This is a genomic window from Wolbachia endosymbiont of Spodoptera picta (genome assembly GCF_018141665.1).
Classification (GTDB): Bacteria; Pseudomonadota; Alphaproteobacteria; order Rickettsiales; family Anaplasmataceae; genus Wolbachia.
Genome location: NZ_CP067976.1, coordinates 56118 through 71246 on the forward strand (window position 1 = coordinate 56118; position 15129 = coordinate 71246).

9 protein-coding genes and 3 pseudogenes are annotated in these 15129 nt (G+C 34.0%); 5 read left to right on the forward strand and 7 right to left on the reverse strand.

Features of this window, described 5'->3' with window-relative positions:
- Positions 1–4 precede the first annotated feature (4 nt).
- The 3 genes and pseudogenes from JKF54_RS00275 to JKF54_RS00285 form a co-directional block, all read right to left on the reverse strand.
- A pseudogene (locus JKF54_RS00275) lies at positions 5–1173 on the reverse strand (hypothetical protein).
- Between the two features lie 11 nt (positions 1174–1184).
- A pseudogene (locus JKF54_RS00280) lies at positions 1185–3118 on the reverse strand (DUF4815 domain-containing protein).
- A gap of 16 nt (positions 3119–3134) precedes the next feature.
- Positions 3135–3818, reverse strand: coding sequence for a hypothetical protein (locus JKF54_RS00285; RefSeq protein ID WP_211908107.1), 684 nt, complete (start codon positions 3816–3818; stop codon positions 3135–3137).
- Between the two features lie 130 nt (positions 3819–3948).
- Here JKF54_RS00285 and JKF54_RS00290 point away from each other — a divergent pair, with 130 nt between their 5' ends.
- Both JKF54_RS00290 and JKF54_RS00295 read left to right on the forward strand, forming a co-directional pair.
- Entirely contained in the window at positions 3949–5160 is a 1212-nt protein-coding gene (locus tag JKF54_RS00290) for a hypothetical protein (protein WP_007301877.1), read from the forward strand.
- Positions 5102–6238: a hypothetical protein gene (locus JKF54_RS00295; RefSeq protein ID WP_007303017.1), complete on the forward strand. Its 1137-nt coding sequence runs from the start codon at positions 5102–5104 to the stop codon at positions 6236–6238. Before JKF54_RS00290 ends, JKF54_RS00295 begins: the two co-directional genes overlap by 59 nt.
- A 6-nt stretch (positions 6239–6244) precedes the next feature.
- Here JKF54_RS00295 and JKF54_RS00300 read toward each other — a convergent pair whose 3' ends face one another.
- Both JKF54_RS00300 and JKF54_RS00305 read right to left on the reverse strand, forming a co-directional pair.
- A complete protein-coding gene (locus tag JKF54_RS00300; protein WP_211908108.1) occupies positions 6245–7993 on the reverse strand; it encodes an AAA family ATPase in 1749 nt (582 codons plus the stop codon).
- A 42-nt stretch (positions 7994–8035) separates the two neighbouring features.
- A pseudogene (locus tag JKF54_RS00305) lies at positions 8036–8287 on the reverse strand (hypothetical protein); the annotation flags it as partial.
- 190 nt (positions 8288–8477) lie between these two features.
- Between JKF54_RS00305 and JKF54_RS06655 the strand changes: the two are divergent.
- Positions 8478–8603 (forward strand): hypothetical protein, encoded by a 126-nt coding sequence (locus JKF54_RS06655; RefSeq protein WP_255521123.1) that lies wholly within the window; start codon positions 8478–8480, stop codon positions 8601–8603.
- A gap of 162 nt (positions 8604–8765) precedes the next feature.
- On the opposite strand, the gene JKF54_RS00310 is transcribed toward JKF54_RS06655, so the two are convergent.
- Both JKF54_RS00310 and JKF54_RS00315 read right to left on the reverse strand, forming a co-directional pair.
- A complete protein-coding gene (locus JKF54_RS00310) occupies positions 8766–11183 on the reverse strand; it encodes an ankyrin repeat domain-containing protein (RefSeq protein WP_211908109.1) in 2418 nt (805 codons plus the stop codon).
- A 78-nt stretch (positions 11184–11261) separates the two neighbouring features.
- Complete coding sequence (locus JKF54_RS00315) at positions 11262–12797, reverse strand: ankyrin repeat domain-containing protein (RefSeq protein ID WP_211908113.1); 1536 nt, start codon at positions 12795–12797, stop codon at positions 11262–11264.
- 641 nt (positions 12798–13438) lie between these two features.
- On the opposite strand from JKF54_RS00315, the gene JKF54_RS00320 reads away from it, so the two are divergent.
- Entirely contained in the window at positions 13439–14464 is a 1026-nt protein-coding gene (locus JKF54_RS00320; RefSeq protein ID WP_211908116.1) for an ankyrin repeat domain-containing protein, read from the forward strand.
- 72 nt (positions 14465–14536) lie between these two features.
- The gene (locus JKF54_RS00325) at positions 14537–14854 is read left to right on the forward strand and encodes a hypothetical protein (RefSeq protein ID WP_211908119.1); all 318 of its coding nucleotides are present in this window, start codon (positions 14537–14539) and stop codon (positions 14852–14854) included.
- Positions 14855–15129: the final 275 nt, after the last annotated feature.

Genomic DNA, 15129 nt, shown 5'->3' on the forward strand with positions numbered 1-15129 from the left:
TCTGCTAAGTGATAATGATTCGTAGATTTTTGACTTTAGGGCGATAAACAACCGTTCCACTCAAAGCTAATTTTACCCTTGTCTCATTACCATTAAAGTTTGTTAGCACATGAGTTCTCTCTACCCAGTTTTCCCCTATTGGTTTTCCTGATGTTAAATTTACTAATTGCCAATCCACGTTTTTTTGTACATATGCTTTAACATCTGCAGTGCCAGGTATCAGCGCATCATATGTTATGGTAATCTTAGTGTTAGCTCCTGCTGTAATGCTTCTTGTAACATAATCTCCGAACTCTGAAAGATTACCCAGAACTAACTGTAACCCAGGATAAAGAACTGGACTTTTTTCTCGCCCTCCTTTTAGGCTTGCTTTTACCGTTAATTCCCCATTTATTCTTTCACGCAGTGCGAGCGGCAAATTATCAGACAAAAAATTTTCTTTTCCTTCTTCATCTGTTAAAATAAATTCTACATTGGTATCAAATGCTACTTTTTCAACGTTCGTCAAAACTATCAAATCCGATACATTATTCGCATTGACTTTGCCAAGATTAAAAAGGTGAAAAAGTTCGCTAAATTTTGCAGCTAGTAATCGAAACGTTAAATCTAAATTTTGATGTGGAGTCCAGGTACTTGCATTGCTCGATGAAAGTAATACTCCTACTTGATATGGCTGACTTGTTACCCAACGGCTATTTACTGCATCATATTTGCCAAGTTCTGCTACTTTGACCGCATTTTCCCTATTATCGGTAAGTAAAACTATTGCATATTCCTGCCCAGCATGACAAAACACTGGCGACCAAGTTATACGTGTTGCTGTGCCATCTATCTTTATATCTTTTGGCTCAATACAGTTTGCGAGGGCATTCCCACTGCTGTTTCTCTAATCTGCACAACAACACGTTTTTTGCCTTTATTTATAAACCATAGCTCCACACCTCCTATGTGCCTACTTTCATTTAAAGTAAACGTTTGCGCTAAAGGATCAACTCTTCTTGCTGCGATAACTCTTCTTCTTTCCTCTATGGTAATTGTTTTTTTACCAGTATAAGTTGCTTCTCCATAACTGCCTTTATCACCGTAAAACTGTACTAATTTAGTACCTGCTGGAATGTTTGCTGGCACTTTCACCTTTCCCTTTAATTTTCCCTGGTTGTTAGCTGTGAGCATATTTTTACCTCTTACGCAGTAGGCTGAATGAAGATACCATCGAACTTCACCTCCTTGAGCTTTTCATTTGGCTCAAAACCTTCGATCTCAAAATTCTGTATTGCTTCTCTCATAAATTCAGTTTCGTATGAAGTACTTGACAGCAGCTCTGTCGTTTCTTTAACATTAAATACTCTGGTTACTGGACTTTTCCAATTAGTGGTAACCTCTGTCCAGTGGTCAATGTTTTTATTTAGAGTAATTTGTGCCGGTACTGGGTCAAAAGCTTGATATGGATTAATCTTTTCTCCTTTAGTCTGTAAAAGCTGCTCCAGTACCGGTTCAAGTTCATATGGCAAAAGATATCTTTCCCCACCTTTTTCAATATCTGCAACTTCTACATCTATTGGCAGAACTAGCTCTCTATTTACTATTGCTGCAGACTGCGAAATTCCTTGATCGCGCATATCATCATCAAAGAACGGATCTACAAATACTCCTTTTTTGCTGGTAGGTTCTCTTGAATTTGCATCATTGCGTAGACGTTCCTGTGCAACCAGCGCATAAAGATCATTTATTCCTTTTTTCATTGCTTCAAGCTCATTCATCGGTACAGCATGAATAGCATTATTCACTATTTTTACCCCTTCTTTTTCTCCGTTTTTCCATGTCTGATGAATGTAGCAGAGCAAAAGTTGTCCGCTAGGTGCTTTAGGCATTGATGGTCGCCAAGGGTGGGAAATTCCTTTTATTCTTCTTACCACTCCTTTGCTATCGATAGTAATTAAATCATAGCGGGGCATTTTCCAGGTGTAATCAACCAGAACCAAGCTGTTATCAACTGCTCCTTTTACTTTACATCCCTCTTCACTTATATCTTCAGGACTTACATGAGTGCGACAGTGGTAAGTTATTTGATAACTACTTCCAGGAGCTGGTTCTTTACCAGGTAATGACCAATCAACGTTTCCTGCGTTTAGTTTGTAATCTATACTATTTTCATAAATAACATTGCCTTGTTTAACTTGAATAATCTCAAGTACTGCAGAGTCAGGTATCGGATCAATAGCTCCAGAATATGAACCGTGAGTAACAGTAATAGTTTTCTGAACAGTTATATCTACTTTTTTAATTTCACTTATTGGAAAATCATTAACCTTCAGTTCCATTACTCTTTGGCTATTTGGCTGAAAAGTATGTGGTTCTGATTCAACTGATTTTATATCCGGATCTTCATCAAAAGAAACACGAATACTGTGAGGAAGTTCAATCTCATAGCCATCAACATGAGCTTTGCCCTCATTAATCACAAATATTTTTTTTCCTCCTTCTCCCTCTTCCTTTTGCAGGAACATTACTTCAAGACCATTTACGACGTAGGAACCATTTGCTTCTTTGTCATAACGAGCAAGAGCAGTAGTTACTATGTTTGCTTGTGGTGGCGGTGAATACTGAACAAGAACTCCGTTTTCAATGTTATAAATTGGATAAAATTCTCCTTCAGAAAAACGTAAAAAAAACCTTGAGCTTGATAACCCCAAATGGTGGAAACTTTAAGCCTTGCAGCTCCAACTTCTTGATAATTACGTGCACCAACTGCAGGATCACGAAGATTTTCATCCTCAAGTTCTGTGATGGTAGATTCTACATAATAAACACCTATGCGAACTATAGTATTAAGTGGAATAATAAATTCTTCTTTTTCAACTTTTCTAACTGCACCGCGCAGATAGATTTTTCCTCCCTCAAGTTTAACTTTACCAGTTTCTCTATCTATAATACAATTGCTTCCTGTTATAACATCACCATCACGAAATATTGCATCGCCTATGCCTTTAATCTTAGAGAGAGCATACTCCTGAGTCTCGTTTAGTTCTGCAGACTGTAGACCTCTTCCTGCTAGAAACAAGCTTTTTTCGTATTCTTTGTCAGGATTAAAGCGGTTATAATAGGCGTTTAAAGTCATTTAATGCTAGAAAAATTCAAAAAGTTACAACAAATGAAAAAGTTTCCCGAGTTGCAGCAGTTCTGATAAGTGGTACGGTATGTTCCAAAATCAATAAAATCCCATGTTCTTCTATATCTTGAGGTTCAAAATATCTCTGTCCTTCAGGTAATTCTTCTTTTATTTTAGTACCAACCATAACCCCTAGCTCTCTGATTACTTGATTTGCTGCATCCGTGAAATCGAAAGTAAATTTGAGATAGAGATTATTAGTTGGTACATTTGAGGGCCTAAACCTTCCAGATGGAGTTATAAGTTCACCGTTTTCATCACCTGTGCAGAATAGCACTTCGTCTGCAGTACGTCTGCCAAGTTCATTGAGCAGTTTTTCAGAAGTTATCAGCTCTGGTGGTGTGCTTTCACTATACTCTACAGTAACTTTATCACTTACTGGAATAGAGCTATTTTCCGTACGTTTTATTACATCAGTACTGCCATTAACTGTATAGTCAATACTTGGCTGATAAGTTGTTTGTCCTGTAACAACCTTCACATCTTTAATAGGTTGATGATCAAATTTTATTTCACCCTTAACGAAAGTTTTTTCTACTTTATGGCTACTTCCAGAGCTTCCATCACCACTTCCCCAAGCAAGATGGATAGATTGCTTTTTTATGCTTGCTGCTATTGCTGCTCTGCCTGATTGCGTTAGAATTGACATTATCTGTTTTCAACCCTCCTATTATATATAATAGCTTTTTCTCTTCAATTTGTTCAATTTTTTTTTTATGGTAGTATTGACGCAACTGTTTAATATACTACAGTTATCATAATATTTTTTCTTTTGGATAATGATTGCCAATCAAGAATTCTGGGAAGATGATCTTGAAGTTCCTGCTACTGAGTTACTATTGAGTTTTCAAAATCCTGATTTGTGCAAAAGTTGGATTAACTCTCTTAATAATAAGCAATTAAATGTTATTCTTAAACAACACTTCAATTATCAACAGCATTTGTTTGATAATAGTCCTTATTATGACTATAGGTCAGTTCAGCAAAAGCGTAAATTCCTTATCGACAGCAACCTTGATTATTTACCTAATTATTATTTAATCAGCTACTTTAGCCGTTTGAAGTCTGATTCAGCCATAATTGAGATAGCAAAGCCTATATTGAGTGGCGATGTAAAATATGATAAAAAATCTATACTATTTACTCTCTTTCTTATTGACCATAACTTGCTGAAGCACGTCTTTCTTTTTAATAAAGTTCAAAAAAGAAGTTTTTCATCATTTATTTTAAATAATCCTCCAAGACAAAGACAGAGCTCATTTAAAGATTTTTTGTCGAAAGAGGTACTGCGAGAGATATTAACTCAACATGATTCTCTAGCAAATGACAACTTTGAAAGTAAGTTCAAAGGTTTTTTTTACTACCAAGACCGCATTTACTTATTTATACGTCGTGCTAGTGATTCAGACCTGGTACTTAGCTCAAACCAAGTAATACACGGTTACAAACCTGACTGGATTATTCTTGACTTCTCTTTAAATAGCAATCAGGTAAATTTGTGTACTAAAAACCTCAAACGTGGCTTAGAAATAGCAAACAGCATTGCCAGTCGATATTTTCAACGTGAATGCTCATTTATTAATCTACGTAATCAGAATAAAGTTGCCCAAGTGCGTACATTCTTGACTGACTGTGTACATGAATTAATAAAAGACATCAAATTAATTGAATTAAAGTTTACGTCACCTGAACCAAGCACTTATTTTACATTAAACACAAATTCCATAGAAAAGTGGTTAAAGGTGTTAGAGCCTTCAATTGGCAGTATAATCTACAATATTAGTCTTGTTCAACATATAAAGGTGATATTTAGAAACAAAAAAGTTACTCTATCTTTTCATGCCAATACAGACTATATAGCGATCAATTATTCAGAACACGTACTTGATAAAAAAGAACGTGAAGATTTTAAGTTAATGTTTTCCAATACTTATGGACTTACCATTCTGTCAAAAGCAAAATCCAACTTTCTACAGGCAAATAGTTACTAATCTGCTACGGTGGAGTGACTCTTATGATACACCTAGCAGAGATTATTTAGAAGTTGCACAATACCTGTCAAGTCTTGGGTTTGTAAATTTAAGAGAATATTACTTTATAATCTGTGCTAATGATGAAGATGAGTTTGATTTTCATGTAATAAATCCTTTCTGCAACAATAGATTAGAAATTGTCAGCGATTATGATGAAGATTATGATAACCCAATAATGTGTGACCTCTGTGAACGTGATATTTTACCTGATACTTATAAAAAACAGCGTTACTTTTCTTTAGAGGTAAAAGTTAATCATTTGAAAGTTATAGAATGGTTTGAAAAGCAATTAGCAAGTTTAAAGATTACTTGTAATAAAGTAGCAACCGGAGTTTATTATGTTATTGTTGACACAAGCCTTATCAGCTTAATTATTCCCGAATGCTGTCCTGATAACTCATACTCTGCTGTGGATAAGTTAAAAACCACCCCTACTGCTTTAATAACTTTTAATAAGGAGAGTCTTAAGCCACCACTGAATCTACACATTGTTCCTATAGCAGATCTAATTTGCGAAGATCAAAGTTTAAATGAAGTATTGCATCAAACAGTAGAAAAAGGAGTACCAGAATTATTACCTAATGTTTCTTTTCAGGCATTCAATTGCTATTCTTACATTCCATTGCAACAGACTAAGTCTACTCCAGCAGAAAAGACTTTTCAGCTCCATATTAAAGGCAATGACATTTGTGTTAATGGTATAGGAGTTATCGAAACACAGTCAAAGTCTGGAAGAATATTTTTTATTTTCTTAGATCAATTTTTTCATGACTTTAAAAGTGGAATTTCTCCAGAGCAATACAAAACTTTAAACGTTGGAGAAATTGCAAATCGCTTAGAAAACATTCACGATGTTGAACAACAAATTCGCAAACCAATAAATAGAATGCAAAAAACTATAGCAGAGAAATTGGCTATAACTTTAGGTTTAAATGTCAAAAAAGACGATATTATTCAAACTCTGCCATGGTCAGGGATAGGTACTAAGGAATATGGCTACAGGCTTAATCCTTTTACTATTGTTCTTAAAAAATGAGTGTTATTAAATATCTCTCCTCGTTAAATGCTCAGCCACTTTCATAACTTTTACGCGCTCTGGTATTTCTTTTTCATAGAATTTAATATAACCTGAAGCAACTAATGCGTTAACATATCTACGAATGGAATGACAACTCTTCAAACCAAATGTATCTTCAAATAAATAGCAAAATTGGCTTTTAGTATAAAATTTTCCCTTAGCTGCTCTCTCATTAATTAACCGTAAAATGATGTCATAACTTTTTTTTCGACGTTGTTTTACAGTTGGTTTTTCTGATACAGTTTGCCAACTGTCATTTACTTTTTCGATCTGCATAGGTAAAATAGATTTACCATTTCTAAGTTCAAATATCAATTGACGAGTATTTTGTTCTCCGTTTGGCTTGATCATCATTATCCCTGAAGTATAAAAACTTCTTAAAGCCGATGCTCCGCTAAAGTTTTGAAATGGTTCCTCTACTAATGACTTTTTCGATACCTTGTTAGTATTGTGCGTTAAAATGATTCCACAACTAGGGTTTGTTATAGACCTCAATTTTTCAACTCTATCTTTTAAAAAACAAAACATCGAGCTATTACTATTTTCTCCTTTATATTGATTGAAATCAAAAACACCACGTAGTGTATCTATAGCAATGATATCAACTGTTTTAACGTCTAGTCTCTCTGCTATAATATCTTTTACTTCTTCTACTCCTTGAGAATTCAAAAGTAAGCTTGTTTTTGGTGTAATAATTAAATTTTTTGATATTAATTCTAGAGATTTATCATCAAATTTCAATTGTTGTAGCCGTTCCTTAATGTAGGGATATTCAAGATCAGTTTGAAGATAAAAGATCTTTAATGGTCTAATTGGAACCATACTCAAAAACGGTAGTCCCACTGACAGATGTGCTAACCAAGAAAGCAGTAGATCAGTCTTGCCAACCTTTGGAGCTCCTCTAAGTAGTAAAAGTCCTCCAGGAGTAAGAATTCTCGGTAAAATTATATCCTCTGGTGATGGAGATTTATCATTTAGATAATGACTAGCAGGAAATGCTTTTTTCTCAGATAATACACTTAAACTTTCACGGTTCTCAGATGATATACCTAAACTTTCAGGATTCTCACAGGACATACCTAAATTGTCTAGTTCCACTGCTACTTTTTTAACATATTGTTCATCTTTTTCCGGCCAAATTATTATATGCTTATCTGTTAGCATAGACCAATCCGTTTTCTCAATATCATCATCTATTGCAGTTGTTGCTGTAAAACCTCTCTTTATTAAACTATCAGCACGGTTTTCACCTTTAACTATAATCACTTCATCAGACTTAATAATACCGGGAATGTTATATAATGGCTTCAGACCATTCCTAGAGGTTCTTAGATTCCATATATGTCTATAATTGTTTTTATACAAATAAACATAAGCTATAGCCTCATTATTTTTATCAAGGTAGCTATATTTTGCTATTATACGCTCACTAAGCCATTTGGTTATAAGGCTGGTAATCTCAGAAAAATCAGTTTTATTGGTTATTATGCTCCAGAGTTCAATAATATCTCCGTTAGTTTTCTTATCACAGTTATACCAAGTGCCAGTTTGCTTACCTTCTGCCACTACCATCAAGTGGTCTTTATTAATATTTCCAGAATAGAACCCATAACCAAATTTACCACCAGGCAATAAGTAAGACAGACACTCTTTAATATTGTGAGCCAATAACATTTTTATCTCTTGTCTTGATTCAGTAATGCAAAACTCCATGTAACCTCCGATTAATTTACTATAAAAATAGTTGCAATTTATTTAGAATGGTATCCAATCAGCGTCTGAATTTTTCTCTTGTTCAGGAGTAATGACCGTAGCAATTCTGTTCCTATCTCCATAGGTATTATTAGCCTCAATGCCTACTTTTGCTGTGAACTCCAGGCCGTTTAAATCTGCAATTGAGTTGATTTTTCGCGCAAGAACTGCTTTTTCTGATGTGTCATTTGTATGAATATTACGAGCTGACTCTAAAATACTGCGAATCATAGAACGTCCAGATTCTCCCCAAGTGAAATACCGATGCTTTGGGGTGAGCAATTGAAGAAATTTTACGGCTCAGCATCGTAACGTTTATAAAAACAACAATATGAAAAAACATCGAAAAAAGTATGTGCCAGAAAATTAAAAAAGGTTATTGCAAAAGGAGCTACTACAAAGAGCCACACAAAAGATGCTGAAATTGATATAGAAAAGTAAGTCAATGTTACAGAATCAATTATGTGAAAATATCAATATAAATAATGAAGATTTTAGTATGTTAGATGCAATAATGGTAGAAAATGATCCAATTTTAGCTGCATATTTTAATAGTAGACCTGGAGTGTAAAAGGCAGCCCAGCCAATTGTATGCTCCATATCCTCATTTTGTAGCCAGCTTAAAAACAACATAAAAGAGTATTCTTAGAAGACATTGGTACGAACTCCTTAACCTATAAATTATAGTAGTTTATATTTAAATAATAATCTTCAACTTTTTTAGCAAATCAATCTACCTAGAAACTTCTCTCCTAGGATCAGAAGTCCTTCTTAACTCTTCACGTTCTGTCCATTTGTTGTTAGACTCGCTTATTACTTCAGGACGTATTAAATATCCACCAGATCTTTCAAAATATCCTTGCTCAATAGCATCGTAGACCCTATCTCCACCAAGTAAGCAACTCTCACCTAATTCTTCTTCATAACCTTTGAATTTTTCCAATACTTCCTCTTTATTACTCGCTTCTACTATAATTTTGCTTTTATCTTGTACGTCAGGATACAGTTTAACGTCTATCTTTCCCAAACTAGTATAGAAAGTCAGTACTATATTGCCCGTAAGGTTAGTATAATTTCTTATCCCATCTTCCGTTATAATTTCTACCTCACTTTCACCGATTGCTATTACATCTCTTCTAGATTCTATACTTCCATGAGTTAAATTTGCTTCATTTATGATTTTCGCAACCTCAACTACACTATTTTCTGAATATTCCAAATAGAGAATAGAGTTATCCACTTTTACATTTTTCACCTTGCCAGTAGTTGCACTTTTAACAATTTCCATAAATTTCAAACTACGCTTTGCATAACTTTCATAGGCTTTTACCATATTAGCTTTGTGGCTTTTAAACTCTTCTAGTTCATCAATGACAAGGATGCTGCTTATAGTATGTAGTACTACTCCTTTTGATACTAAGTTACATACTATACGACTAGCAACCTCTACATCACTTGCAATTCTAGAGTTCTTTTTTAATTCACTAATTTTTCTTATTATACAATCTGCAAAGCCATATTTACTCTCATATTTCTTGTCATATAAACTTCCTGACACAGCAAAGTTCAGCATTACTCCTGCTTCTATAGCTCTTTTTACAACTTGCTCTAACTCGTTCATGTTTTCGGCTGCATTGGCCATATCTAAAAAAGTTTTCAATTCCTCCCGTTGATTTAATATTAAAATGTCCCATAAAGTGGAAGCTTTAGGTAAATGTTCTTTGTCCTTCCATCCTTTGTAATCAATTGCTCCTGCTTCTAACAGTAACCTTTCTGCTTCTTTAAAACGAATTTTATCACCATAACAAGCATCTCTAATCTTTTGAAAAATACGAGACTTTCCTTTGCAATCACGAAGATTTAAAATCTCTTTAAGACCTTCATTTCCTCTGTGCTGATTTAAAAACTCTCTTAGTTGATTAGTGTCAAGGCTATGACCGCAAATATCTTCTAAATGGCTTTTTGCTCTCATTTGCTCCTGAGTTAAAAAGATTTGTTCTAAAATATTCACTTCAAAAGGTTTTTTGTTAATAATTACAATATCTAGAGGAGTTTTTCCTTGTTTATCAGGTTGATTACGTGCTCCTTTGTTCAGAAGTAAAGGTATATTTAAAGTATTATAATAAGCAGCATAGTGCAAAGGTGTTTGTCCTTCACTGTCAACTATGTTAGGATCAGCTCCAGCGTTTAAAAGTAAAGTTATAAATGCTCCAACTGCCCAGGCCATATCTTTTTCTACTGCCAAACGCTCCATACTTTGTATTACATGCAGTATTGTCAACTTGGACTTTCCTCTTTGAAGATTGAGAACAATCTTTAGATCATCATTACTTTTGTTGTCTTGTAAAAAATTCTCAAACCTTGTAATGTTACAAAATGGAAAGTCTTTTAGGAGACTTAACAACTCCTTATTCAAATTTTTTTGGCCCTCTTTTAAGTCAGGTGCACCTGAAGACCACTCAGATATTAAATTATTGAATTCTTCCCTTTTTATAATAGAGATCAAAGAGCTGTTATCACTAAGCAGCAATGAGTATTTAAGTGATTCATATTCATCATCTACTTGCTCTTCTTTCTGTTTCGCTTCTCTCTTCTCCAAATTATCTATATCACCATCTTTAATGAGTGCAATTAAATACTTCAAAAATTCAACATTTCTATTTTCCAGTAAGGGACATGCTCCATTCTTCATAAGAATCGAGATCATTTTTGTATTTCGGCCAGCCAAGTATAATGGAGTCCTACCTTTTTCATCTACTGCATTAACATCAGCCCCATTATTTATTAGGTGCTCTACTATTTTTGTTTTGTTACCCAAGATAGCATAATGCAAAGGAGTACTTCCATCATTATATTTCTTCCTAACACTTGCCCCATTCTTTATCAGGACCTCTACCATTCGTGTATTTCTATGCAAGATAGCATAATATAATGGATCACGATCGTATATATCCATTCCATTAACATCAGCCTCTTTTTGTATAAGAGTCTCTACCATTCGTTTATTATTTTTCAAAACAGCAAGCTGTAATAGGCCAGATGTATCTATTTGTTTTAGCTTCTCTTCTACTTTTCTGAACACATTACTCTCACTTAAACCAACGTCAGTATCAATAGAAGCTAGTATTTCTTCCAACTTATCAAAACTCATAACTCTCCTCATTTTAAAACTCCATATTTTATTATTATATACTTGACATAAAAAACAAGAGCTATGTAACACTTACTCTTAAGGTGTAACTGGTTCTGGTAAATTTTGTCTCCCTATTTCATATTCATTTAGCTTAGTACTAGGCTTTAATATTGCATATGTAATGCCACTAGCAATGGCTCCAACTATCAATGCAGCAATAACTAATATTGATAAACTTATATGAGTAACAATACATCCAATGGTTACTGTCAACGTGGCTATTACACCTACAGAGAAACCGGTCTTTATTGCTCTTGAAGTTTCAGAATGCTTCTTTTTTTGAAAATTAAGATACTCAACAATATTTTTGTGGCCGCTTCTATCAGCTAAATCCAGGGGAGTATTACAATCAACGTCCTTTACATCAATAGTAGCCTTTTTTTCCTCTACAAGATATTGAACTATGTCTGAGCGACCCATTCTAGCAGCTTCATGCAACGCAGTACTGCCATTTTTGCTTTTTGCTTCAACGTTAGCCCCTTTGTCTAACAGAGCTTGAACTACTTCTAAGTGACCAGTTTCAGCAGCAATATGCAAAGCAGTACAGCCTTCGTTGTTTCGTGTTTCAAAACTAGCACCCTTTTCTAACAGACATTGAACTACTTGCAAATGACCACGTCCAGCAGCTTCATTCAAAGCAGTATCGCCATCCTTGTTTTGTGCATCAATATCAGCACCTTTGTCTAGTAGAGCTTGTACTATTTTTAAGTAACCCTCTCGAGCAGCAATATGCAAGACATATTTGAAACTCTTCTTTAGTATGTCAGCATTATCCATTTTATCTAATAGAGCTTGAACTACTTCTAAGTGACTATTTGTAGCAGCATAATGCAAAGCAGTTAAGTCATCATTTTCTTTTGCCTCAAAAACGGCTCCTTTTTCCAACAGAAATTTAACTACTTCTAAGCGTCCCTCGCTAGCAGCAATATGCAAAGGAGTTTCATTATCATCGTTCTCTTGGTTAATATTAATTCCTTTTTCGTCTACAAAGTATTTAACTATTGCTAAGCAACCATTTTCAGCAGCAAGATGCAAAGCAGTATCGCCATTGTTGTTTTGTGCATCAATATCAGCATCTTTATCTAATAGAGCTTGAACTATTCCTAAGTGACCTCCTCTAGCAGCATAATGCAAAGCAGTACATCCTTCGCTGCCTGGTTCCTCAACACTAGCCCCTTTTTCTAACAGAAATTGAACTACTTCTAAGTGGCCATCTTCAGCAGCTATATGTAAAGGAGTGTCATTATCATCGTTCTTTTGGTTAATATTGATTCTTTTTTCATTTATAAAGTACTTAACTACTGCTAAGCAACCATTTTCAGTAGCACAATGAAGAGCAGTGCAGCCTTCGCTATTTTGTTCTCCAACACTAGCCCCTTTTTCTAACAGAAATTGAACTACTTCTAAGTGGCCTTCTTGAGCAGCTATATGTAAAGCAGTATCGCCATTGTCGTTTTGTACCTCAACATCAGCACCTTTGTTTAGTAAAGCTTGAACTGCTTCTAAGTTGTCATCTTTAGCAGCACAATGTAACTCAGTATTACCATTACTTTCGTGTACATTAGGATACATAATTTACCTCACTCTAAAAATCCATGTTTTGATTATTATACACTTGATATAATTAGCAAGAGTTTATTTTTTAGAACAGCAAATTTGTTGTATATAGGTGTAGAAAAATATCTTTTATTTCAAATTGGATAGAAAAACACTCAACTTAGTGTCATAAGGATTTCAATTATTTACTCCTTCAAAAAAGGTCATACATTTGCGAGAACAAGCCACGTAAAATAGGGTTATAAAAATAGAAAATTTAAATTATTTCCATAATCTTAGGCAAAACAGTTCGTATGTAGATATGGATGAAATGTGCTAATGTGGCTAGTTTTAGCGTATAATGAAATCACTATATTAAAAAGTTCGTATGGTACACGTGGTAGACCATGAGATCCCAAAATAAACAGTTCTCACGTTTGTTGAGTTTGGTTGCTGGAAATGGTTATATTATTTGACTTTTTAATAATATATGATACTAAGTTAGTATAATTTATTCAGAGATGAAGGAAAAATTCTTGCAGCTTTGTATTAAAAAAACAGGATTCTTTCCATTTATAAAAATAAAATACGAAAATACCTATTATTGAGGAATATAAAATTCATAAGTTATTAAAGATTGTATGCTAAAATTACTATTTTAGAAAGGTAGTTTACAGATGAATTATTCACACCATGACTTATGCAATTTTATTGCAGAAAAGAATATTAAAATGATAAAAGATTGTGTAGATAAAGGAGTAAATCTTAATCGAATGTGCGATGAAGTAGAGCGTCCTTGTCCTTTACATAAAGCTGTTATTGAAGACTATCCAGAAGCAATAGAGGCTCTATTAAAGTCAAATAAAATTGATGCTAATAAACAAAACGATTATGGAGATACTCCTTTACATTTAGCTGCTAAGATGGATAATATTGAAGCAATGAAGGCTCTATTGCAGTCGGATAAAATCAATATTAATGTAGAAGGCTTCTATGGAGCCACTCCTTTACATGCAGCTGCCATAAGATGCAATGTAGATGCAATAAATACTCTATTAAAGTCAAATAAAATTGATGTTAACAAACAAAACGATTATGGACGCACTCCTTTACATTTCGCTGCTAATGTAGATTGTGTAGATGCAATAAGTGCTCTATTGCAGTCAAATAAAATCAATGTAAATTCAAAAGATAATGATGAATATACTCCTTTACATTTATCTGCTTGGTTAGGACGTGCAAACTCAATAGAGGCTTTATTGAAGTCAAATAAAATCGATGTTAATTCAAAATGTTATATTGGAAATACTCCTTTACATTTAACTGCTAGGGAAGACAAGGAAGACGCAATGAAAGCTCTATTAAAGTCAAATAAGATCGATGTTAATCCAAAAAATGATAGTGGAAAGACTCCTTTACATTTAGCTGCTGAGAAAAACTGTATAAACACAGTGAGTGTTCTATTGGAGTCAGATAAAATCGGTATTAATACAAAAGATAATAGTGGACACACTCCTTTATATTATGCTGTTAAGAATGGCCATGGATCATCAGTAGGTCTGCTGCTGATAGAGGCGAATAAATCTAAAGATGGAAACGATCTAGATCTGGAAAAAGATGGATGGCAGGCAGAATATCATCAAAATACTGATACTGAGTTAACGATGATGGGAAAGTATATTGAGAGTGAGTATTTAATTTAGGTAATTCGAGAAGATTATCTATGTTATGTAATTTATCTAATTTTGAAATTTTAATTTTTTATAGGAGTTAATATGAGTGATGACACTAAACAAAGCAATCTAAAAATAATCGATGAAATAGAAGTTAAACATAAACCTCTATCATTTGAGAAAATGAAAGAAAGTAATGTAAAAGTTAGTTATGTTCACAAGATTGTGGATAAAGTAGTCAAAGATTTAAACGAAACATTTGTTCCTCAATTGGATGAGTTATTTTGCCAACATGAGGAAGACTTTTTCAAATATGAACAAGCTCTTTCTGATATACATGATGTATTGTCTGATAATCTAGATTCTTACGATAAATTAATTGCTGTGCGGCCCGAAGGTCATAAATGTCGTGATGGTTAAATTCCATCTCCCATAGCATCTGGGTAAAATCATGATCCACACCTTAAGAAAGTGGCAAATTCTCATGGTGTAAGCATGGATCAAAAGGGAGTAATATCAAACCTTATGATAAATCCTCTCGAGAAGAGTTAGATATGGCTACGAAAAGAAACTTATGTTTGAACTGTCGTTAATTCGAATATGCGAAATAAGGTTGAATACGCATATACCAAAAGGTATGAAGAAACGGGTAATTAGGATCGGCTTTTCCTGATTAAGATGCTTCCAATCTTCCG

What these genes read in the sequence shown, in the direction of transcription:
- JKF54_RS00285 (WP_211908107.1), bottom strand. Translation starts at nt 3,818, where the DNA reads ATGTCAATTCTAACGCAATCAGGCAGAGCAGCAATAGCAGCAAGCATA.
- JKF54_RS00290 (WP_007301877.1), top strand. Translation starts at nt 3,949, where the DNA reads ATGATTGCCAATCAAGAATTCTGGGAAGATGATCTTGAAGTTCCTGCT.
- JKF54_RS00295 (WP_007303017.1), top strand. Translation starts at nt 5,102, where the DNA reads ATGGACTTACCATTCTGTCAAAAGCAAAATCCAACTTTCTACAGGCAA.
- JKF54_RS00300 (WP_211908108.1), bottom strand. Translation starts at nt 7,993, where the DNA reads ATGGAGTTTTGCATTACTGAATCAAGACAAGAGATAAAAATGTTATTG.
- JKF54_RS06655 (WP_255521123.1), top strand. Translation starts at nt 8,478, where the DNA reads ATGTTACAGAATCAATTATGTGAAAATATCAATATAAATAATGAAGAT.
- JKF54_RS00310 (WP_211908109.1), bottom strand. Translation starts at nt 11,183, where the DNA reads ATGAGTTTTGATAAGTTGGAAGAAATACTAGCTTCTATTGATACTGAC.
- JKF54_RS00315 (WP_211908113.1), bottom strand. Translation starts at nt 12,797, where the DNA reads ATGTATCCTAATGTACACGAAAGTAATGGTAATACTGAGTTACATTGT.
- JKF54_RS00320 (WP_211908116.1), top strand. Translation starts at nt 13,439, where the DNA reads ATGAATTATTCACACCATGACTTATGCAATTTTATTGCAGAAAAGAAT.
- JKF54_RS00325 (WP_211908119.1), top strand. Translation starts at nt 14,537, where the DNA reads ATGAGTGATGACACTAAACAAAGCAATCTAAAAATAATCGATGAAATA.